Annotated in this window: 27 protein-coding genes; 19 read left to right on the top strand and 8 right to left on the bottom strand. The window is 63.5% G+C overall.

Annotated elements, in window-relative coordinates; all coding sequences use genetic code 11:
* Positions 1-24 precede the first annotated feature (24 nt).
* The 3 genes from JST30_13665 to JST30_13655 all read right to left on the bottom strand — a co-directional run bounded on the left by JST30_13665 (position 25) and on the right by JST30_13655 (position 2919).
* A complete protein-coding gene (locus JST30_13665; GenBank protein MBS1715372.1) occupies positions 25-972 on the bottom strand; it encodes a GDP-L-fucose synthase in 948 nt (315 codons plus the stop codon).
* A complete protein-coding gene (gmd, locus tag JST30_13660; GenBank protein MBS1715371.1) occupies positions 887-2041 on the bottom strand; it encodes a GDP-mannose 4,6-dehydratase in 1155 nt (384 codons plus the stop codon). The genes JST30_13665 and gmd overlap by 86 nt, the downstream gene beginning before the upstream one ends.
* Before the next feature lie 107 nt (positions 2042-2148).
* Positions 2149-2919: a hypothetical protein gene (locus JST30_13655; GenBank protein ID MBS1715370.1), complete on the bottom strand. Its 771-nt coding sequence runs from the start codon at positions 2917-2919 to the stop codon at positions 2149-2151.
* A 210-nt stretch (positions 2920-3129) separates the two neighbouring features.
* On the opposite strand from JST30_13655, the gene JST30_13650 reads away from it, so the two are divergent.
* From JST30_13650 to JST30_13580, 15 genes are all read left to right on the top strand, one after another.
* Positions 3130-3564 carry a macro domain-containing protein gene (locus JST30_13650; GenBank protein MBS1715369.1) on the top strand — a complete coding sequence of 145 codons (435 nt, stop codon included), beginning with the start codon at positions 3130-3132 and terminating at the stop codon, positions 3562-3564.
* Positions 3565-3754: 190 nt separating this feature from the next.
* Positions 3755-3940, top strand: a complete 186-nt coding sequence (locus JST30_13645; GenBank protein MBS1715368.1) for a type Z 30S ribosomal protein S14 — start codon at positions 3755-3757, stop codon at positions 3938-3940.
* Between the two features lie 6 nt (positions 3941-3946).
* Positions 3947-4342, top strand: a complete 396-nt coding sequence (gene rpsH / locus JST30_13640) for a 30S ribosomal protein S8 (protein ID MBS1715367.1) — start codon at positions 3947-3949, stop codon at positions 4340-4342.
* A 2-nt stretch (positions 4343-4344) separates the two neighbouring features.
* Positions 4345-4899: a 50S ribosomal protein L6 gene (gene rplF, locus JST30_13635; protein MBS1715366.1), complete on the top strand. Its 555-nt coding sequence runs from the start codon at positions 4345-4347 to the stop codon at positions 4897-4899.
* Positions 4900-4901: 2 nt separating this feature from the next.
* A complete protein-coding gene (gene rplR / locus JST30_13630) occupies positions 4902-5252 on the top strand; it encodes a 50S ribosomal protein L18 (protein ID MBS1715365.1) in 351 nt (116 codons plus the stop codon).
* Complete coding sequence (rpsE, locus tag JST30_13625; protein MBS1715364.1) at positions 5252-5842, top strand: 30S ribosomal protein S5; 591 nt, start codon at positions 5252-5254, stop codon at positions 5840-5842. Before rplR ends, rpsE begins: the two co-directional genes overlap by 1 nt.
* Positions 5835-6200, top strand: coding sequence for a 50S ribosomal protein L30 (gene rpmD / locus JST30_13620; GenBank protein ID MBS1715363.1), 366 nt, complete (start codon positions 5835-5837; stop codon positions 6198-6200). The genes rpsE and rpmD overlap by 8 nt, the downstream gene beginning before the upstream one ends.
* A gap of 2 nt (positions 6201-6202) precedes the next feature.
* Positions 6203-6697: a 50S ribosomal protein L15 gene (gene rplO, locus JST30_13615; protein ID MBS1715362.1), complete on the top strand. Its 495-nt coding sequence runs from the start codon at positions 6203-6205 to the stop codon at positions 6695-6697.
* A 2-nt stretch (positions 6698-6699) separates the two neighbouring features.
* Entirely contained in the window at positions 6700-8067 is a 1368-nt protein-coding gene (gene secY, locus JST30_13610; GenBank protein ID MBS1715361.1) for a preprotein translocase subunit SecY, read from the top strand.
* Between the two features lie 92 nt (positions 8068-8159).
* Entirely contained in the window at positions 8160-8342 is a 183-nt protein-coding gene (locus JST30_13605; protein MBS1715360.1) for a hypothetical protein, read from the top strand.
* 22 nt (positions 8343-8364) lie between these two features.
* Positions 8365-8613 carry a hypothetical protein gene (locus JST30_13600; protein MBS1715359.1) on the top strand — a complete coding sequence of 83 codons (249 nt, stop codon included), beginning with the start codon at positions 8365-8367 and terminating at the stop codon, positions 8611-8613.
* Entirely contained in the window at positions 8613-8819 is a 207-nt protein-coding gene (locus tag JST30_13595; GenBank protein ID MBS1715358.1) for a hypothetical protein, read from the top strand. The genes JST30_13600 and JST30_13595 overlap by 1 nt, the downstream gene beginning before the upstream one ends.
* Before the next feature lie 45 nt (positions 8820-8864).
* Positions 8865-9869, top strand: coding sequence for a bifunctional oligoribonuclease/PAP phosphatase NrnA (locus JST30_13590; GenBank protein ID MBS1715357.1), 1005 nt, complete (start codon positions 8865-8867; stop codon positions 9867-9869).
* Positions 9863-10735, top strand: coding sequence for a tRNA pseudouridine(55) synthase TruB (gene truB / locus JST30_13585; GenBank protein ID MBS1715356.1), 873 nt, complete (start codon positions 9863-9865; stop codon positions 10733-10735). The genes JST30_13590 and truB overlap by 7 nt, the downstream gene beginning before the upstream one ends.
* Complete coding sequence (locus tag JST30_13580; GenBank protein MBS1715355.1) at positions 10722-11270, top strand: DUF2752 domain-containing protein; 549 nt, start codon at positions 10722-10724, stop codon at positions 11268-11270. The genes truB and JST30_13580 overlap by 14 nt, the downstream gene beginning before the upstream one ends.
* Here JST30_13580 and JST30_13575 read toward each other — a convergent pair.
* Positions 11178-12146: a pyridoxal-phosphate dependent enzyme gene (locus tag JST30_13575; protein MBS1715354.1), complete on the bottom strand. Its 969-nt coding sequence runs from the start codon at positions 12144-12146 to the stop codon at positions 11178-11180. The genes JST30_13580 and JST30_13575 overlap by 93 nt on opposite strands.
* Positions 12147-12228: 82 nt before the next feature.
* On the opposite strand from JST30_13575, the gene JST30_13570 reads away from it, so the two are divergent.
* Complete coding sequence (locus tag JST30_13570; GenBank protein ID MBS1715353.1) at positions 12229-13695, top strand: potassium/proton antiporter; 1467 nt, start codon at positions 12229-12231, stop codon at positions 13693-13695.
* On the opposite strand, the gene JST30_13565 is transcribed toward JST30_13570, so the two are convergent.
* The 3 genes from JST30_13565 to JST30_13555 all read right to left on the bottom strand — a co-directional run bounded on the left by JST30_13565 (position 13692) and on the right by JST30_13555 (position 16199).
* Positions 13692-15194 (bottom strand): YifB family Mg chelatase-like AAA ATPase, encoded by a 1503-nt coding sequence (locus tag JST30_13565; GenBank protein MBS1715352.1) that lies wholly within the window; start codon positions 15192-15194, stop codon positions 13692-13694. The two genes, JST30_13570 and JST30_13565, sit on opposite strands and share 4 nt — an antisense overlap.
* 88 nt (positions 15195-15282) lie before the next feature.
* A complete protein-coding gene (locus tag JST30_13560) occupies positions 15283-15939 on the bottom strand; it encodes a hypothetical protein (GenBank protein ID MBS1715351.1) in 657 nt (218 codons plus the stop codon).
* Complete coding sequence (locus JST30_13555; GenBank protein ID MBS1715350.1) at positions 15936-16199, bottom strand: hypothetical protein; 264 nt, start codon at positions 16197-16199, stop codon at positions 15936-15938. Before JST30_13555 ends, JST30_13560 begins: the two co-directional genes overlap by 4 nt.
* Before the next feature lie 87 nt (positions 16200-16286).
* Here JST30_13555 and JST30_13550 point away from each other — a divergent pair, with 87 nt between their 5' ends.
* Both JST30_13550 and JST30_13545 read left to right on the top strand, forming a co-directional pair.
* Positions 16287-18107 carry a M3 family oligoendopeptidase gene (locus JST30_13550; protein MBS1715349.1) on the top strand — a complete coding sequence of 607 codons (1821 nt, stop codon included), beginning with the start codon at positions 16287-16289 and terminating at the stop codon, positions 18105-18107.
* A 99-nt stretch (positions 18108-18206) separates the two neighbouring features.
* The gene (locus JST30_13545) at positions 18207-19193 is read left to right on the top strand and encodes a hypothetical protein (protein ID MBS1715348.1); all 987 of its coding nucleotides are present in this window, start codon (positions 18207-18209) and stop codon (positions 19191-19193) included.
* 41 nt (positions 19194-19234) lie between these two features.
* On the opposite strand, the gene JST30_13540 is transcribed toward JST30_13545, so the two are convergent.
* Complete coding sequence (locus JST30_13540) at positions 19235-19870, bottom strand: PAS domain S-box protein (protein MBS1715347.1); 636 nt, start codon at positions 19868-19870, stop codon at positions 19235-19237.
* A gap of 263 nt (positions 19871-20133) precedes the next feature.
* Here JST30_13540 and pyk point away from each other — a divergent pair.
* On the top strand, positions 20134-21044 hold a 911-nt coding region (pyk, locus tag JST30_13535), incomplete at its 3' end, for a pyruvate kinase (GenBank protein ID MBS1715346.1).

Here is a 21044-nt window from a genome sequence, read left to right as displayed (position 1 = left end):
CGAGCGGAATGTTACCGCCCTGGATCAGGCCCGGACGGCTCCCGAGAGACTGCCGAGATACCACTCGTAAGCCCTTCGGATCCCGTCCTCCAGGCTCGTCGAAGCGTCCCATCCCAGCGAACGGGCGAGGCTCACGTCGTTCGTCTTTTCAGGAAACCCGTCCGGTTTCTCCGTGTCCCATCCGATGTCGCCGGAGTGACCGACGACACGCTGGACCGTCTCAGCCAGTTCGCGGATCGTTACGGACTTTCCCGTGCCGATGTTCACCACCGGCGGCACGTCGTCAAGGCCGAGGAAACAGAGGCACGCGTCCGCGGCGTCGTCGGACGTCAAGAACTCCCTGCGAGGGGTACCGGACCCCCAGCAGACGACGGGCTTGTCCGGCAGGGCCTCGTGGAACCGACGGACCATCGCCGCGAGGACGTGGGACGACTCCCTGTCGAAATTGTCGCCGGGGCCGTAGACGTTCGGCGGCATGACCGTGAAGTATTCGCGGCCGTACTGCCGGGCGAGTGATCGGCACAGCGTGATCCCGGCGATCTTGGCGACGGCATAGGGCGCGTTCGTCGGTTCTGGCGGTCCGGTGAGGAGGGCCGATTCAGGGATCGGCTGGGGCGTGTCGCGGGGATAGACGCAGGACGAGCCGAGGAACAGCAACCTGGGCACGCCGGCAAGGTGGGCGCCCCATACGACGTTGTTCTGGATCGCGAGATTGACGCCGATGAACTCCGCCGGCCGCTCGCTGTTCGCCTTGATCCCCCCCACGAGGGCGGCGGCCAAGACGACGATGTCCGGTCGCTCCGATTCGAGAAAGCGGTAGGTCGCGGCCTGGTCCGTCAGGTCGAGCGCGGACCGGTCACGGACGACCACGTCCGCGCGACCGTCTTCAAGCAGCTTGCGAGAGACCGCCGATCCGACGAGGCCCTTGTGTCCGGCCAGGAAGACCTTCGTGCCGTTCCTCAATGCTGGCATGCGTGACAAACCCTTCCTTGCGCGCGAGCGCTTCCCAAGCCGCTTCTTGAACGTCGCTATCGACCATTTCGCCGACAAGCTCTTCGAACGTGGTCTTCGGCGTCCAACCCAACTCCTGGCGCGCTTTCGTCGCGTCGCCTAAGAGGGAGTCGACTTCGGTCGGACGATAGTACTTCGGATCGACTTCGACCAACACTCGGCCGTCCCGGGCGTCGCGGCCTCTCTCGCCCGATCCCGCACCTTCCCAGTCCAGGAAGACGCCGACGCACCGGAACGAGTTTTCGACGAACTCACGGACAGAGTGCTGCCCGCCTGTCGCGACGACGAAATCGTCGGGCTTCTCGTGCTGCAGCATCAGCCACATCGCCTCGACGTAGTCGCGGGCGTGCCCCCAATCGCGCAAAGCGTCGAGGTTCCCAAGGAGAAGCTTGTCTTGTAGTCCCAGAGAGATCCGGGCGACGGCTCTCGTGATCTTGCGGGTCACGAACGTCTCGCCCCGGAGCGGCGACTCGTGGTTGAACAAGATGCCGTTCGAAGCGAAGAGCCCGTAGGCTTCCCGGTAGTTGACCGTCGTCCAATACGCGTAGAGCTTGGCGACGGCATAGGGCGAGCGGGGATAGAACGGCGTGGTCTCCCTTTGTGGGGTCTCACGTACGAGGCCGTACAGTTCGCTGGTCGATGCCTGGTAGAAGCGGACGTGCGGCTCCATGCCCAGGATCCGCACCGCCTCCAGAAGCCTCAGGGTTCCGATCGCATCGGTCTCGGCCGTGTACTCGGGCGAGTCGAAACTCACTTTGACGTGGCTCTGGGCCCCGAGGTTATAGATCTCGTCGGGCTGAGTCTGCTGAATGACGCGGATGAGCGAACTCGAATCGGTGAGGTCGCCGTAATGGAGGACGAAAGGGCGTCCTTCCGCCTGGGCGTCCTCGAACAGATGGTCGATCCGTTGGGTGTTGAACCGGCTCGACCGGCGTTTGATCCCATGGACCTCGTAGCCCTTATCGAGCAGGAACCCGGCGAGGTAGGCCCCGTCCTGGCCTGTGACACCTGTGATCAACGCCCGCTTCATTCGAACCTGGAAAGATTATCGGGCTTTCCTCGGCTTTCCTGAGGGCGGGACGAGAACGGGCGACCCTTCTGGGCCGCCCGATCCCTGTCGCCGTCCTTGAGCCGTCGTTAGCGTTTGCGCCGTCGCAAGAGTGCTCCGACGGCCCCGAGCGACGCCAGCAGGCTGAACGGTTCCGGGACCACCGTGGCCGTGAACCGCACGCTGTCGATTCCGAGGCCGTGGTCGTTGCCCGTGTCGTTGACGTCCGTCCATCGGATCCAAAGGTCGTTGCCGACGAGCCAGTTCGAGGACAGGGTCGTGGCCAAGAGGGCTCCGTTGATACCGACCTTGCCTGCGACGTTCCCGTCGACGGGCGCGGCCGTCGCACCGACCACGGGCGAAGAGAAGTCGAGGGACGAAACCGCCGTCCAGGTCGCGAGGCCGTCGTTGATCGCCGTGGCGTTCAGGCTGTACTCGAAAACGAGCTTCTGGACTGCGGTGTTACCGCCGTTGCGCCATTGCTCGCCGTCGTAGCTGAGCGTAAAGTCCGTGACGGCGCCCGACGCCGCGTTGTTGAACTTGGCGCCGAAGGTGATCGTCTGTGGCGTTCCGGACGAGATCGATCCCAGAGCGCGCTCGCTGCTGTTGGTCGAACCGAACGAATAAAGGGCTCCCGCGTTCCCGCTGCCGTTGTCGGCCCGGTAGGTCGTGAAGTTGCCGGAGACGTTGGTGGCGTACCAGCCGTTCACGGTGGTCCCGTTCGTCCAGGGGTTCGCCGTCCCCGTGTTCGAGAGGGTGTCGAAATTCTCGGAAACCACGGCGCCCGTATAGGTGATGACCTGGGCGTGGGCTCCTGCTCCGATGGCGGCAAAAAGGGCAAAGACAAGCGTGCGTTTCATGATCCTTCCAGAGGGAGCGCCTCGTCGCGTTCCGTACTCCCATTGCCGAATGTCGGGCTCCGTGTGACACGTGCTCGAAAAGTCCTACGCGGAGACGGGCCCCGTTTCGTCAAGCTCTCGAGCGTGGGATGGGACCCAAGGATCCGGATCGTCCGCGGCTCCGTGTTGGAACTCGACGTGGACGCGGTGGTGAACGCTGCGAACACCTCGATGCGGGGCGGAGGCGGGATCGACGGGCAAGTCCACCGACTTGCCGGCCGGGCGATGGTCCAGGAACTGATGCGGGTTGCGCCTCACGGGTGCAAGACCGGACAGGCCGTCCTGACGCCGGGCTTCGGTTTGAGACAGAAGTGGGTCGTCCACACCCCCGGACCGGTCTGGCTCGACGGCGAAAGCGGCGAGGCTGCGCTCCTGGAGTCGTGCTATCGAACGAGTTTCGGCCTTGCCGAACGAGCCGGCGCCCGCAGCATCGGGTTCTGCGGGATCTCGACGGGCATCTACGGATATCCGCTCGAGGAGGCGATCGGAATCGGGATCAGGACGGTGGACCGCTGCCTCGACGGCAGCAAGGTGGAGGCCGCGGTCTTCGCGATGTACCGTGAGGACGAGTTCGAGGCGGCGACGGACGTGTTCCGGCGGGCCTAGAAAGGGGCTCGGTGCGGGTATCATCCGAAGTCCGCGCGCCGCGTCCGGCGCTCGGACAACCTAGCCACGGGGCAGGTGCCAGGGACGCGCCCTTGATCCAGAAGACGCGGCCGTCGGCTGAAAAGTCGCGGCGGAGCAGGCCGGCCGCCTGTGAACCTGAGCAAACCGACCCGGCAACGGTGGAGAAACTATGGCCAAGACATGCCTTATCGTCAAACAGCAACAGAAGCCCAAGTTCAAAGTCCGGGCTTACAACCGATGCAGCCAGTGCGGACGGGACAGCGGTTACATCCGCTATTTCGGGATCTGCCGCGTCTGCTTCCGTGAGATGGCCCACAAGGGCCTCCTTCCGGGCGTCGTCAAGTCGAGTTGGTGAACAGAGATGCATAGCGACCCTATCGCCGACCTGCTCGCACGCATCAAGAACGGCCTCATGGCCAACCTCTTGAGCATCGACTGCCCGGTCAGCAAGATCAAGATCGAAGTCCTGAAGATCCTCCAGGCCGAAGGTTTCATCACCGGCTACGAGGTCATCACCGAGGGCAAGTTCCCGAGCGTCCGCGTCCACTTGCGGTACGACTCGCGGCGCAAGCCCGTGATCCACAACATCCGCCGCGTCAGCAAGCCCGGTCTCCGGGTCTACAAGGGCACGACCGAGCTCCGGCCCGTCCGGAGCGGTCTGACGACGCGGATCATGACGACCAGCCAAGGCGTCATGACCGACCGAGAGGCCCGCCGCAAGCGCATCGGTGGCGAGGTCGTCTGCGAGGTCTGGTAACCATGAGCCGCATTGGACTGAAACCGATCCCCGTCCCCGGCAACGTGACCGTGTCCTCGGAAGCGGGCACCGTCAACGTCAAGGGGCCGAAAGGCGAGCTGACCGCGAAGATCGCGACGTCGCTCAGCCTGAAGCAGGAAGACGGCACGCTCACGATCGAGAGGCCGGACAACGACCGCTTCAACCGCAGTCAGCACGGTCTGGCGCGCACGCTGATCAGCAATATGGTCGAGGGCGTCACGAACGGCCACTCGAAGATGCTGGAGATCCACGGCGTCGGCTACCGCGCACAGCTCGAAGGGAAGACCCTGGTCTTGAGCGTGGGCTATTCGCACCAGATCAAGATCGCTCCGCCCGTCGGCATCGATTTCGAGATCGGCGCCGAAGACAAGAGCCGTATCACGCGCATCACCGTGAGAGGCATCGACAAGGCGTTGGTCGGCCAACTCGCCGCCGACGTCCGCAAGACCCGCAAGCCCGATCCGTACAAGGGCAAGGGCGTCCGCTACGCGGGCGAGGTCGTCAAGCTCCGACCGGGCAAGAGGGCAGGTAAGTAACGATGGCTAAGTCAAGAAGCGAAATGCGGGTCGTCCGTCACGTGCGGATCCGCAAGAAGATCAAAGGAACGTCGGAGCGCCCGCGGCTCGCGGTCTTCCGGAGCAACAAGCACATCTCGGCGCAGATCATCGACGACGTCGAGGGCAAGACCTTGGCCGCGGCGAGCAGCCTCGAGAAGTCGCTGAAAGCTTCGGACAACGCGACCGGCGCCAAGCTCGTCGGTGAAGCCATCGGCAAGCGCGCCAAGGAAGCCGGGATCAAGGCGGTCGTTTTCGACCGAGGCGGGTTCCGGTACACCGGGGCCATCGCCAGCCTGGCCGACGGCGTCCGCGAAGCGGGGGTGGACCTCTAATGGCCCGTGGCCCCAGGCTCGTCGGACGACGCCAGCCGAGCGGTCAAGGCCGCGGCGGGCAGATCCCGGAAGGGCCGCAGCTCGACGTGCGCGTCATCCGCTCGAACAAGGTCTTCAAGACCCACAAAGGCGGCAAGACGGCTTCGTGGTCGATCCTTGTCGTCGTCGGTGACAATAAAGGTTCGGTCGGTGTCGGCCTCGGAAAGGCCCGGGGGATCCCCGACGCCATCAAAAAGGCTGAAGACGCCGCCCGCAAGAACATGTTCCGTGTGGCGATGATCGGCCCGACGATCCCCCACGCGGTGACGGCCCGCTATGGTGCGGCCACGGTCGTCCTGCGGCCGGCTTCGCCGGGTACGGGCGTCAAGGCCGGATCGGCCGTCCGCCAGTGCCTCGAAGCGGCAGGCGTCCACGACGTCCTCGCCAAGTGTCTGGGAAGCCGCAACGGCACCAACGTGGCCTACGCGACGCTGAAAGCGTTCAAGGAGCTCCAGGCTCCCGAAGACATCGCGGGCCGTCGCGGGACGCCCGTGAAGGACCTCGTGCCGTGGCTGTCCAAGGCCCGTAAGGAGGAAGAGTTCCATGCTTAAGATCACGCTCGTGAAGAGCACGATCAGCGAGACGCCGCGCAACCGTGCGACCGTCCACGCCCTCGGGCTCCGCAAGACCAACCGGAGCGTCGTCCAAGAGGACACGCCCGTGATCCGCGGCATGATCCATCATGTGAAGCACCTCCTCAAGGTCGAGGAGGCCGAAGGCGCGACCAAGGTCCGCCGGCGCCAAGGCAAGAAGGCCGCAGGCGCGGCCGCCCCGAAGCCGGCAAAACCGGCCAAGGCCGAGCCCAAGGCGGAAGCCGCCGAACAAGAGACCCAGGCCGAGAAGCCCGCCAAGGCGGCTCCGGCCAAGCCTGCGGCGAAGAAGGCGCCCGCTAAGAAGAAGGAGTCCTGAACATGAACCTGCACGAACTGAGACCGTCCAAAGGCAGCACGAAGCGTAAGCGAAGGGTCGCCCGCGGGATCGGCAGCGGCATGGGCAAGACCGCGACCCGGGGTACGAAGGGCCAGAAAGCCCGACGGCAGATCAGCCCTTGGTTCGAAGGTGGCCAGACGCCCATCCATCGCCGCTTGCCGGTGAAAAAGGGCTTCCGCAACATCAACCACAAGGAATATGCGATCGTCAACGTCGACGCCCTCGACAAGCACTTCGGTGCCGGTGAAGACGTGACCCCCGCCAGCCTGATCGCCAAGGGTCTGATCCACGGCGAAATGGACGGCGTCAAAGTGCTGGGCCACGGCGACCTCACCAAGAAACTCAAAGTGAGCGCGCACAAGTTCAGCAAATCGGCGAGCGACAAGATCTCGAAGGCCGGGGGCGAAGCGATCGCCCTGGAGACCGCCAGGAAGACCTCGCCGCAGAAGAAGGACAAGACCAAGAAGGATAACTGAGAATGGCTGTGACGGCCCTTGGGGGCGGAACTGGAGGCGGCGGAGGCGACAAGGGCCTTCGCATGAGCTTGGCGGACACGTTGCGCCTGGCATGGGCCGACGACGACCTCCAAGCACGCCTCAAGTTCGTCCTCCTCGTGTTCGCGGTGTACGCCCTCGGCGTCCACGTCCCGGTCCCGATCCCCGGTGCCGACCCGAACAAGGTCACCGCCGACCTCGTGAAGATCGACTTCTTCCAAATGTTGAACACGTTCGGGGGAGGCGCGTTCAAGCGCATGTCGATCTTCGCGCTCGGGCTGTCGCCGTACATCACGTCGTCGATCATCCTGCAGATCCTGACCCTCGCTAACCCGGCTTGGAAGCAGGAGCTTCAGGAGGGCGGCGAATACGCCCGGAGGCAGCAGAACAAGCGCACGCGCATCATGACGCTGGCGCTGTGCATCGCCCAAGGTTTTGGCCTCCTGCACATGATGTCGACCAACGTCGTCGAGATCCAGGCGATGTCGGGCTGGCTGAAGGCCTCGATCGTCCTGTTCTGGATGACGGGCTCGATGTTCATGTTGTGGCTCGGCGAACAGATCAGCGAACGGGGCATCGGTAACGGCGTCTCGTTGATGATCTTCGCGGGCATCGTGATCTCCCTTCCGAACATCGGGAGCACGATCGGAACGGCGATCCAGAACGGCTCGATCGGCTGGTGGCAAGGCATCATCGTGATCATCGCCTTCTTGGCGATCACGTGGTTCATCGTGTACTTCACGATCGCCCAACGTCGCATCCCGATCCAGCATATGAGGCGGAACTTTGGGACAAAGTCGATGGGGGGCCAGACGAGCTACCTGCCGATTTCGGTGAACATGGCGGGCGTCATCCCGGTCATCTTCGCGATCGCGCTGGTCTATATGCCGGCCCAGTTCGCCCAGGCCTTCCCGCCGACAAGCCCGATCCACGAGTTCTTGCTCAATGCCGCGAAGTTCTTCTCGCCGGACTTCACCCACTGGTACGGATGGGTGGGGGTCCTTGTCTACACGGCACTGATCTTCGTCTTCACGTACATGTGGAACGCGATGACCTATAACGTCGAGGACATCGCCAACAACCTGAAGCGGCACGGCTCCTACATCCCGGGCATCCGACCGGGCAAGCACACGAAGGACTTCCTCGACGGCGTCATCAGCCGCGTGACGTTCGTCGGCGCGGTCTTCTTGGCCATCACGGCCTTGACCTCGTACCTGTATCCGCTCTTGGCACCCGTCCGGAGCCTTCAACTCATCGGCGGTACGTCGATGCTCATCATGGTCAGCGTCGCCCTTGAGACGATGCGCCAGATCGAGGCGAACCTTCTCACGAAGCGGTACGAAGGCTCCTAAGCGCGCCGCGACTGTCTCCGGGGTCTGTCCAGGCCCCGGAGACCCCTTGCCCCTCTCCTTACGGCCACGGTCTGCCGATAATGTGGAGCAGGATGCGCGTCGACGCCTATAAGGCCGTCCAAGTCATGACCGAAGCCCTTCAAGGGCCGGAGAAGGTCAAGGAGGGCGTCCAATTGGCGACCCTCAAGAACGCGCTCGATTCGGAGAAGGCCGCTGCAGCCGAACTGTTGAAGCAGCTTGAGCCTAAGGGCCGCATCATCGACATCCGAGTCTGAACCCCGGGTATCTTGGCTGTCCGTGGCCGCTAAAGCACCGAAACGCCCGGTCTGGTGGAAGAACACCTTCTTCCTCTTTGCCGCCGCACTCTTCCTTCTGGCCCTTTGGGGGCTCGTTCGAGGCGAGGACGTGATCCGGGATCCGGGACAAGTGAAGGAGAGCGGACTCGTCCTGATCTATCTGGGAGGAGCGGCGATCATGGTCGTCCACGGTTATATCAGCCATCAACAGGCTGTGCAGAGCTTTACGGAGCTCAAAGAGGAAGATTAATGGTCCAGTGCGCTTGCGGCAAAAACCTTGACAAAGTCCCCAACTGGCTCCAATCGGCGTCGGTCTCGTTCGTCTGCAACAACTGTCCGAACCGTACGGTCAAAGCGATCACCCAGGTCACCCTCGAAACGGTCCGAGACCCCGATCAAGAAGCGATCGGCGCGATCGAGTCGGACATCGAAGAAGACGACGATTCGGACGAGTGACCGTTCGGACGTCCCGACCCTGCCAAAAGGTATCCTCCTCTACCGGTGACGACTGAGTCCAACCCTCCCCTCACCAGCCTGGTCGATCGCCTTCTCGAATGCCTCTCCGAGTCTCGGGACGTCTTGATCGGAACTCACCTCAACCCCGACGGCGACGCGATCGGATCGGCTTTGGCCGTCTCGCTGTGGCTCGATAAGAAGGGAATTCCGAACGAGGTCCTGTGCCACAACATGCCTCCGGGCTACCTGCAGTTCCTACCGGGCAGCGGGCGAGTGCGACAAGTCCCTTCGAGGTCGGGCCACGATCTGGGGATCGTCGTCGACCTGGACTCACTGGAACGCCTCGGATCCTGCCGGGCGTCCTTTGAAGCCTTCGAAAGGCTGGTCCTGATCGACCATCATCAGCCTCATGAGAGCCCAGGGACGTTGCGGATCGTCGACCCGAAGGCGCCTGCGACGGCCGCGATCCTGTGCGACCTGTTCGCAGAGGTCGGTCGTAAGACCGCGGCCGACGTCGTCGATGCGGACATGGCCGACTGCCTTCTGACGGGACTCCTGACCGATACAGGCAGTTTCCGTTTTCCCAACGCGACCGCCCACTCGCTCCATCAGGCGGGGTGGCTTCTGGAACACGGCGCCAGTCTGACAAAGGTCGCCGACGAGGTCTATCTGAACCGAGACGAGCCGGCCGTGCGCCTGCTCGGAGAGGCGATCCGGTCCATGCGGATGGACTGCGACGGACGATTGGCCTGGGTGGTTTTGACCCCCGAGACCTTCCAGGCGTTCCATGCCGAAGAGGAACATACCGAAGGCATCGTCAACGAGATCCTGAGCGTACGCTCCGTCCGTGCCGCGTTCGTCCTTAGGGCGGGCAAGTACGGCAAGGTCAAGGGGAGCTTACGGAGCAAGGGAGGGCTCGACGTGGCCAAAGTCGCGCAGCAGATCGGTGGGGGCGGTCACAAGAACGCGGCCGGTGTCACGATCGACGGGACACTGGACGAAGCCGAACGCATCGTCGTCGCCGCCCTGAAGGAGGCCCTCCGGTGCTAGGCGTCCTTCTCGTCGACAAACCCGAGGGCGTCACGTCCCACGACGTCGTCCAGACCGTTAGACGCCGCCTGGGGACGAGGCGGGTCGGACATGCCGGAACTCTTGACCCCATCGCGACGGGACTGCTCGTCCTCGCCGTCGGGCCGGCAACCAGGTTCCTCCAGTACCTGCCTCTTGAACCGAAGGAGTACCACTGCACGTTCGCGTTCGGGCAAGAAACGACGACTTACGACTCCGAAGGGGACGTCACTCAAGAGTGCCCGGTGCCGGATGACTTGCGGACCGTGATCGAGTCCGCCCTGTCAGGTTTTCAAGGGATGATCAGCCAGTTGCCGCCCATGTACAGCGCGGTCAAAAAGGCCGGCAAACCGCTTTACGCCTATGCCAGGAAGGGCGAGGACGTCGAACGCGAGCCCCGGAACGTGTTCATCGAGACGTTCGAGTTACTCGAATGCGACCCTCCACGAGCCGTTTTTCGGGTCGTGTGCTCAGGTGGGACGTACGTCAGGACGCTCGCCCATGACCTCGGTAGGGCCGTCGGTTCCGGGGCCCATGTCGTCGGCCTTCAGCGCACCAGGGTCGGACGGTTCGACATCGACGACTCGATCGACCTTGAGAGCGTCGAGGCCTCCGCACTAATCCCGTTGGCCGAGGCCCTCGAACCTGTGCCGATGGTCCGTATGAACGTCGGACAGCTCGACCGGGTCCGCAACGGCCAATGGGTCAAAGTCGCGGCAGCACCGCCCGTGCCGATCGTCGGCCTGCTGGACGACGAGGGCCGGATCGTGAGCGTGGCCCGGGTCGAAGGCAACGTTCTGCATCCCGAGTGCGTCTTGCCGTTAGAGGTCGCCCATGGTTCTGTTTGATGCCGGCTGGCCCAAGAAGAAGCTTAGCGGCCAAGCCGTCTGGTTCGGTGTCTGGCTGGTCGTCACGCTCGTCGCGGCCCTCCTGCATCCGTCACGGAACCATCACGGCACACACACACAACTGGGGTTGCCGCCTTGCCCGTCCGTGTTCCTGTTCCACAGGCCCTGCCCTGGATGCGGCTTGACGACCAGTTGGACCGCGACCGTCCACGGTGATCTTCCGACGGCTTTTCAGGCCCACCCGCTCGGTCCGGTCCTTTACGGAGTCTTCACCGCGATGGCCTGGCTGTCCTTGATCGGTTACCTCAAGGGGCTGAGGTTGCGGAGCGAAAGCCGGCCGGCAACGGTCCTTCTGACGACGATCTTTTTTGCGGTCCTCGGCTTCGGGGTGTTCCGCTTCGCGACCGTCCGGTATGAAGAGCCCGGAGTGACGGTGTTCGACCTATTCGACAGGCCTGCGGCCGGCCAAGACCGTGGGCAGGCCGCCCGTGTGCCAGAACAGCGTCCGGCCGTGAACGTCGCCCCTGGCGGCTAATCCGAGGAGCCCGGCGAACGCTTTGGCGCTGTAAACCGGGTCGAGGACGATGCCCTCGGAACGTGCCATTTTCAGGAGCGCTGCTTCGCCTTCCGGACTCGGTACGTTGTAGCCCGCTCCCACCCATTCCTTCCGGATGTCGAAGTCGTCCCGTTCCATCGACTTCGGAACCTGGCTCAAACCGTCGATTCCCGTCGCAAGCCGGACGAGGTCGTCCTTCAGGTCGTCTTCCGGATCGCAGGAAATGCCGATGACCTTCGTCCGTGAGCCGTGGAACGCCCATGCGAGTCCTGCATGCGTGCTACCGCTGCTGGTCGGGACGACGACGAAGTCCCAACCCTCCCCGACCTCGACCGCGGCTTGCGCGAACGAATAGGCGCCCAAAGGCGAACTTCCGCCGACCGGGACACGGAACACGGCCTCGCCCTTTGCCTCGTATTCGGCGGCGATCTCCTCGGCAAAGGAGAAGAGGTCGAGCCAGTCTCCGTCCGGGTATTCGCGGAGTTCGACCCCGAACAACTCGTCCAAGACGACGTTCCCGCCCGATTCGGGAATCAAGCCGGTGGGCTTGCCTTCGGCTTGGTCGTAAGGAAGGGTCATCACGGCGGCCGTACATGCGAACCCGTGCACCGCGCAGGCGGCCCCGAGTTGGCGCACGAAGTTGCTCTGTCGGGATCCGCAGGTCACGAGCCGGTCCGCTCCGGCATCGAGCGCGGCGGCGATCAAGTATTCGAGCTTTCGGCCCTTGTTGCCGCCCGCCCCGAAGCCGGTCAGGTCGTCCCGCTTGATCCAGAGGTCCAAACCCAGTTCGGAGCCGAGCCGCTCCAGCTTATGGCAAGGGGTCGGCAGGCAGCACATTCGGATTCGGGGGACCACGCCTGGATTATGGCGGCGGGAGGACGGGGGACTCTCGGCCGTCTCGTCGCCCTCGACCGGCCCGAGCGGTGTAAAGTCACCGATGGACTCCGGTTTCACGATGGCCGTCTGGATGGTCGTAGCGGCCGGGTTCCTGGTCGCCTGCATCGTCGCCAGCAAACTTTCGGCAAAGTCGGGCATCCCAGCCCTCGTGCTTTTCATCGGCATCGGGATGTTGGCCGGAAGCGACGGGCCTGGCGGCCTGGCGTTCGACAATTTCGACACGGCCAAGTCGGTCGGCAATATCGCGCTCGCCTTCATCCTCTTCGCCGGGGGCCTGGAATCGACTTGGGCGTCCGTCCGCCCGGTGCTCTGGCGCGGCCTCTCGCTGTCCACGGTCGGTGTCGCCGTTACGTTCGGTCTTGTCGGCGCCTTTGCCCACTTCGTGCTCGGGCTCCCTTGGACGGTAGGCCTCCTCCTTGGAGCGATCGTCGCTTCGACCGATGCCGCCGCGGTCTTCGGTGTCCTCCGGTCCTCGGGGGCACGTCTGAAGCACCGGGTCAGCCAGCTTCTGGAACTCGAGTCCGGCACCAACGATCCGGTCGCGGCCTTCCTGACGATCGCCATGACGGAAGTCGCGATGCGGCCGGCGACCTCGTTGTGGGAGTTCGTCCCTCGGCTGCTGGTCGAAATGCCGCTCGGCGTCGCCGTCGGTTTGGCGAGCGGTACGGCGGCGGCGACGGTCATGAACCGGATCCGGCTCGAGTACGTCGGCCTCTACAGCGTCATCACGGTCTCGACCGTCCTCTTCGCGTTCGGGGGCTCGACCCTGATCCACGCGAACCCCTATCTCGCCGTGTACGTCGCGGGCCTGACGATGGGGAGTCGAAACTTCCTTCACCGTCAGGCGATCCTCCAGTTCCACGACGCGATCGCATGGATCACTCAGATCGTGATGTTCGTGGTCCTCGGGCTGCTCGTCTACCCGAGTCGGCTGCCCGGGGTCGCCGGGCCTGGCTTGGCCGTCGCCCTCTTCCTGATCTTTGTCGCCCGGCCCGCGGCCGTGTTCGCCTCGCTGGCGTTTACGCGGATGAAAGCCCGCTCCAAGCTGTTCATATCCTTGGCCGGCCTTCGTGGCGCGGTCCCCATCATCTTCGCGACCTTTCCGGCGTTGGCGGGCGTCCCCCAGGCCCAGCTCTTGTTCGACCTCGTCTTTTTCATCGTCATCACGTCAGTGGTCGTACAGGCGACGCTGATGCGACCGATGGCGGTCCGTCTCAAAGTCGCGGCACCGGTCCGACCGCACCTTTCCGACTTGAAACCGGCCGCCCACGACGAGCTTCTTGAGATCGCGATCGCAGAAGGTTCGAGGGTGGTCGGTAAGCAGGTCGTGGACCTTGGCCTGCCCCAAACCGCGCTGATCGTCCTCTTGACCCGGGGCTCAGAATCGTACATCCCGCGCGGTTCGACGGTGTTGGAGCCGGACGACGTTCTCTTGATCGCCACCCGAAAGAAGGACCAGGCAGAACTTCGCAAGCTGATCGAAGAATACGGGCCTCAGCGTCGCTAGCCTCCGTGCCCCCGGTATTGCACGGCTTCGCTCAAGTGGGACTTGAGAACAGGTTCCGAGCCTGCAAGGTCTGCGATCGTCCGGGCGACCTTGAGCAGACGGTCGAAGACTCGGGCCGAAAGGTTCAGCCGCGTTGCCACGAGCTTCATGAACTCTTGGCATTCGGCGTCCATCTCGACCATCGACTGGATCTCCTTCGGCGCCATCTTCGCGTTCACTTTGGCCTTACCGAAGCGCGCCGTCTGGAGGTCGCGGGCCGCGACGACCCTCTCGCGGATCGGCCCCGACGCTTCGCCGCCAGGCTTGCCGACCAGGTCTTCGGGCTTGAGCCTTGGCACCGTTACGTGCAGGTCGATGCGGTCGAGGAGCGGGCCGCTGATCCGTCCTGCGTAGCGGTCGCACAAAGCCGCTCCGACGCACTTAGCCTCTGCATAGCCCTTAAAGCCGCAGGGACACGGGTTCATCGCGCCGATCAGGATGCATTCGGCCGGGAACTCCATCGAAGCTGCGACCCGTGAGACCGTCACGACCCCGTCTTCCAAAGGTTGCCTCAGGGCTTCCAGGACGCCGCGGTCGAATTCCGGCATCTCGTCCATGAACAGCACACCGAGGTGGCCGAGGCTGACTTCGCCCGGTTTCGGGTTCTTGCCCCCGCCGACGACGGCCGCGTACGACGTCGTGTGGTGCGGAGAACGGAACGGCCGTTGCCAGAGGAGGCCTTCACGGCCGTTCTTCTGGCCGCTCGCGCTATAGATGCGCGTCACTTCGATCGCCTCTTCGACCGACAGGGGCGGCAGAATCGTCGGGAGCCTTCGGGCGAGCATCGTCTTGCCCGATCCTGGCGGTCCCGTCATCAAGACGTTATGGCCGCCGGCCGCTGCGATCTCGAGGGCCCGGACGGCGTGCGTCTGTCCCTTGACGTCGGCAAAGTCGACCTCGTACCGGGCCTCTTGGTGGGAAGAATGGTCGTGGCGGTAGGGGGTAAAGGCGAGCGAGCCGTTCAGGAGTTCGACCGCCTCGGTGAGCGACCGGACGCCGTACACCTCAAGACCGGGCGCGACCGAAGCTTCGGCCGCGTTCTCCCTGGGGACGATCATCCGCTCGAAGCCCTTTTGCCGTGCCATCAATGCGACGTTCACGGCCCCGTCGACCGGTCGAAGGTTCCCGTCAAGGCCTAGCTCGCCGATCAGCATCGTGCCGTCGAGCGCCGTAGCGGGAAGTTGGTCGCCTGCGGCCAAGATCGCGACGGCGATCGGCAGGTCGAGCGAAGGCCCTTCCTTCCGCGTGTCTCCGGGCGCGAGGTTGCACACGATCCGCGTGAACGGAAAATTCATCCCGCTGTTGACGATGGCGCTCCGGACACGGTCCTGACTCTCTTGGACCGCTTTGTCCGGGAGTCCGACGAGCACGAACTCCGACTTGCCGCCCTGAAGGTCGACCTCCACCACGACAGGCAGGGCCTCGATCCCCGCCAACGTCGCCGCATGCGATTGAGCGATCGTCGTTTCGATGGCGGAATCCTACCCAACGCGTCTGATCGTGAGACGCTTCCGATCGGTCGGCTTTACGTTGGAAACGGACGACGGGTCAAAGCCGCTTCCACGTGACGGTCAAATCGGCTTTGGAACGCTCTTCGTCGCCGGGGATTTCGGTGTTCCTGACCGTGACGTCCACGGAGACGGGCCAGCCGTCTTTCCGGTCGATCACGATCGTGCCGTCGGCCGTTACCGGCCGCTCGGTCTCCCGTTCGGCGAATTTAAGGACGATCGTCGCCGTAGCGTCGGTCGCGGCCGACAGCGTCCACGTCCATGTCGCCGCCGGGAACCCCGTTTCGGGATCGGCAGGCTTGTCCGCCTCCCATTTCGACCCGATCGGGTGAGGGTCGGTTCCGAACTTGACGTCCAGAACGCGGTTCTGCCGACCCCGAAGGAGGGGAAAATACAGGTCCGGGTCGCGTGCCAGGACCTGACCGTTCGCGACCCGCTCCTCTTCCCACGTCGTCGGCGCCTGCGCGTCGAGCGGAACGGCCGAATCGTCGACTTTGAACCCGCTCAAGCGGCTACTGACCCGGATCTTCCGCTTCGGACCGTCACCTGGTGCGACGGTGAACGACCAGTCTTCCGTGTAGGTCAGCGTCCCTGTCCCCTCGGTCTCGCGGTAGGCACGGACGACCTTGTAGCGGTGGACTTCACCGGGCTTCAGGCTGAGCTGCAACAGGACGTCCGCAACGGCGGCTACGATCATCTCTTCTCATCAAAAGACGTTTCGCCCGGCTTTCGGTAACCGCGCTCCCGGGCCAAAGCCTCGCGTCCGGCCGGGTTCTGCAACCTTGAGAGTCGGCCGACCAGTTCGGCCTTTTCCGCTTGGGCACGGTTCATGTCCTCCACGGCCGTACGGGTCTTGGCGTTCTGGACTCCCAGCTCCTGCCATGGGCGGCGGCTACACATGACGCCTGCGACGACCGCGGCCACCGCGACCGCGACAACGATCCCTGTCCTGTTCATACGTCCTTCCTTGGACGACTCGATTGTACTCGACCGTTGCCAAAGCCATCCCGAGTCTCGGCGGGGACCGGCTTCATAATCTTCCGCATGTCCGCCCCTGCCCTCGAATCCGCCGCCGCCGTCGGAGTCCGTTGGAACTTGGACGCGCTGTTCACGTCGTTGGACGATCCCAAGATCGAGGCGACTTGGGCGGAAGCCCACAGACGGGCCGACGCGTTCGCCGAGACCTACCGGGGCAAAGTCGCGGCCGAAGCACTCGATCCTGCGGCCTTCATCGGCGCGGTGAAAGAGTTCGAATCGCTCCTCAGTGAGTCGAGCAAACCGGTCGTCTACTCGAACCTTATATTTGCTGCCGACACGGGTTCACCGAAGAACGGTGCCTTCCTGCAAGCCCAGTCCGAGAAGATGAGCGAGCTGAAGGTCAAGGTCATGTTCTTCGAGCTCGAGCTCCAGGGTGCCGACGAAGGTTACATCGCGGGCATCCTGGCCGACCCGGTGGCTACCGACTACGTCCACTTCATCAAGACCGCGCGCCTGTACAGCCCCCACATGCTCAGCGAAGCGGAGGAAGTCCTCCTCGAGGAGACCGCCAACGTCGGATGCCGCGCCTGGCAGCGCCTCCATGACGAGCTGACCAGTAACCACGTTTTCAAGTTCCAAGACCCCGAATCGGGCGAGACCGAGGAGATGAGCGAGTCTGAAGTGCTCGACAAGCTCCGTCATCCCGACCGCTCCGTCCGTGCCGCCGCCGGAGACGCTTTGAGCGCAGGTCTCGGCGAGCTGCGCCGCACCCTCGTCTTCCTCTACAACACCCTTCTCGCCGACAAGAAGCTGGAGGACAAGCTCCGCAAGTACGAGCATGCCGAGAGTTCGAGGCACCTCGCCAACGAACTCGATAAGGAGACGGTCGACCTCGTCATGCGCCTCTGCAAGGAAGACGGCCGCACCGTCGCCCGTTATTACAGAGTCAAACGCGAAATCCTCGGTCTGCCCGAGCTGACCCACATCGACCGCTACGCACCGCTATCGGAAACGGTCGAGAAGAAGGGCTGGGACGAGGCCAAAGCCATCGTTTTGGAGTCGTTCGCCAGCTTCTCGCAGGAGATGGCCGATGCCGCCAAGGAGTTCTTCGACAAAGACTGGATCGACGCCGAACCGCGCCAAGGAAAGAGCGGCGGAGCGTTCTGCAGCGGCAACACCCCCGACACCCACCCCGTCCTCTTCCAGTCGTACTTGGGCGACCTCGGCGACGTCATGACCCTCGCCCACGAGATGGGCCATGGCGTCCACGCTTCTCTCAGCCGGGTTCAAACACCGTTCAATTTCCACGGCACCCTTCCGCTTGCCGAACTGGCGTCGATCTTCGGCGAGATGATCACGTTCGAGCGCCTCGTCGCGGAAGCCAGCCCGAAGGACAAGCTCGCCCTCTACGCCGACAAGATCGAAGGCATTTTCGCCAGCGTACACCGCCAGTCCGCCATGTTCCGCTTCGAACAACGGTGCCACCAGAAGCGCCGAGCCGACGGGGAACTGTCGCCCGAGGAATTCGGGGACATCTGGCAGGAAGAGATCCAATCGATGTTCGGCGACGGGCTCAAGCTTGGCGAGCAGCACCGCGACTGGTGGTCGTACGTCGGACACTTCATCTTCGCACCGTTCTACGTGTACGCTTACTCGTTCGGCGAGCTGTTGACGCTCTCGGTCTATGAGATGTCGAAGCGCGAAGGCCCTGGTTTCGCGGACAAGTACGTCCAGGTGCTCAAGCTGGGCGGTTCCAAATCGCCGCACGAACTGATGGAGATCCTCGGCGTCGATCTGCGGTCGGAGGCGTTCTGGAAAGGCGGATTCGCCGCGCTGGATAAGATGGTCACGCGTTTCGAAGAGCTTCACGCCGAAGTCGACTTTTGATCGCAGGTGGGATGGTATCCTGGAAAATCGCGAGTATTGTCTGAAACGACGACTCGGCGATTGGCCGCAAGGCGATTCAATTGGAAGGTAAGCGATTTTATGAAACCACTCAGGGTCGTGGCCCTCGTCTGGAGCGCGTCGATCGCCGCGCACGCCTCCGCAATTCAATATTCGGTCACCCACTTCGACCCTCTTTCGAACGTTCAAGTCCTACCCATATACTTGAGCGAGAACGGCCACTACGCTGTCGGTCAGGCTCGGGAATCGTCCGTCGTTCACGTGGTCCTGTGGCACGACGGAGCTCCGGACTTTGTAGCGTCCAGGTCTGCGGCAGACTCGGCCTCCCTCATCCCTAAGAGCGTGACGGACGACGGCTCGGGCGTATATTCCTTCAGTGCACTGCACTCGTTCCAGATTCTGTCGTTCGGTCCAAGCGGCAAGAACCCGGGCCTTAGCGGCAGGAGCGGTGTGTGCTGCGCGAACGCGAACTTCATGGTCGCGACCCAAGGTCAGTACAGCCCTGGCAACAATTTCAGCTTCTTCTGGGATCCGAACAGCGGACAGCAGGACGCCACATTCCTACCCATTGGCGCTATGAACGACGCGGGAGACATTGCCGGCGGTATCAACGATTGGGCGTACATCCGCTATCGGAACGGCGCGTCTGACGCTATCGGCACGATGGGACCCGGCACGATCGCCTCCGACGTGAACAACAACCGGGTCGTGGTCGGCTATAGCCGGACCCAAGGAGGAGGCCCGCAAAAGTCGTTCGTTTGGAACCTGACGCAGGGCATGAGGGAAGTCCGTTTCGTTGACAACAAGCGTAGGATTTGGCCCGCCCTCCCTGGACTCGGTCTTACGGCCATCAATGATTCCAATGTGGCGGTGGGGAACTACGGCCCGGTAGGGTCCACTGTTCCAGTCATCTGCTTCAATTCGACCAACGCTTTGGATTTGAACCGGTTCCTTGACGCTTCGAGCCAAGGCACGACGGTCAGGGCGGTCGTGGACATCAACAACGCCGGCCAGATCCTTGGATACGACAGCGATGATCAGGTCGTCTTGCTGACCCCGCACGGCTGAACGGTCCTTTCTTAATCCCGCCGTAGCTCGGACAGAAGCGCTCAAGCCTCGTCGATCATCCGCCGTGCTGACTGTTCCGGTTGTCCGGCAGGCACCGCGACAGGGCTGCAGACGACCATCACGTCGTCGGTGGAAGCTGTCGCGGTCAATGCGATGTCCATCTCGAGCGAACGGCCGTCCTTCGTCACGGCCATGACGGGCGGGTGGTAGCCCATTTCCCGCTTGCGCACGCTCCCGAGGAACCCGTTCCTGAGCCCGACGTGCTTCGCCTGCAAGTCTGGCGGCACGAGCATCTCCATCGTGTGATTGAGCAATTCTCGCGGGCTATAGCCGAAGAGGACGACGGCCCGGTTGTTGACCTTCAGGATCCGCCCGCTACGGCCCTCGATCAAGAGAACGGCTTCGGGCGAGATGTCCATCAGTGCCGTCAGGCGCGCCTCGCTCGCCCACAGTTCGGCTTCGAGCCGCTGCCGTTCGACGCGGTCGAACAGCCGCACGGTCTGGAAGTCCTCGACCGTCTGCGGCGCCGACGTCTGCACCCTCTCCGCCACCTCCGCCCAGAGGTCCTTCAGGTCTTCTTCGCTCAGGCGCAAGTAATGGCACGTCTCGTTGACGCTGTAGCCCCCCGCCAGGCTTTCGAGCAGGGCCCTGTGCCGTTTCGACAGCTTGATGGCCATCCTCTCATTCTAAGCGCGAATCGCACTGTTTTGTCAAGATCATTCATATTTCTTTCTTATGGAGAACCATTCGAGAGGAATCGTGGTCAGGATATCGCGGCTAGAGGCCAGACATTAACGTTTGGCTTCGTCTCCAACCAGGTCGTGACCCGGTGCCGTGTCTCGCTTTAGCCTGCGATCATGAGGAGTCTAGGTGCGGTCAAGCGGTCCTGTCCAGTGCCGCGAACAGGCGGTCCCTGGGTTTCCGCCATACTGGGCACCGCATGAAGCGCCGCACGAAGATCGTCGCGACCATGGGCCCGGCCGTGGCGACGCAGGAGTCGATCGCCGCCCTCAAGGACGCGGGCATGAACGTCGCCAGGCTCAACTGTAGCCACGGCGACTGGGAGCAAAAGCGCGACTTCGTCCGCTGGATCCGGGAGCTCCATGACGGCTTTTCCCCCATTGCCGTTCTAGCCGACCTCCAGGGCCCGAAGTTTCGGATCGGCGACGTGGCGGGAGGGGTGCTGAACCTCGTGGCGGGCGCATCGGTCACGATGGGCCACGGCCCCGGCGCGATGCTTCCGATGAAGGACGACGCCATCTTCGCCGCAATGGCCAAGAACGATCGCGTCCTCTTCGGTGACGGCGAGGTGGAGGTCAAGCTCGGGGTCGGCGACAAGGGCGTCTTCGAGGCCAAGGTCGTCACGGGCGGCAAAGTCAAGTCCCGCCAAGGGATCACGCTCGTCGGCAAGTCGTTCGACGTGCCCTGCATGACCGAGAAAGACCTGGAAGACGTGAAAGAGGCGGTCAGGTACGGGGTCGACTTCATCGCACTCAGCTATGTGAAGGACGGAGACGACATGCGCCGCCTGCGCGACGTGGTCTCGAATCTCGACCCCTCGGTCAAGCTGGTCGCAAAGGTCGAGACCAAGGAAGCGCTGCGCGACCTCGACGACGTCATCGACGCCAGCGACTCGGTCATGGTCGCTCGCGGCGACCTCGGTCTCCAGATGGACTTGGAAGACGTGCCCTTGGCCCAGAAGCGGATCATCCGGCGTTCGCACCTTGCAGGCAAGCCGGTCATTACCGCGACCCAGATGTTGGAAAGCATGCTCGTGAACGCCCGTCCCACCCGTGCCGAGGTCTCGGACATCGCGAACTCGATCCTCGACGGCACCGATGCGGTGATGCT

This window comes from Armatimonadota bacterium (assembly GCA_018268395.1).
Classification (GTDB): Bacteria; Armatimonadota; Fimbriimonadia; order Fimbriimonadales; family Fimbriimonadaceae; genus JAEURO01.
Note: the sequence above shows the minus strand (reverse complement) of the source record. Positions and strands in the feature narration are given on the sequence as shown.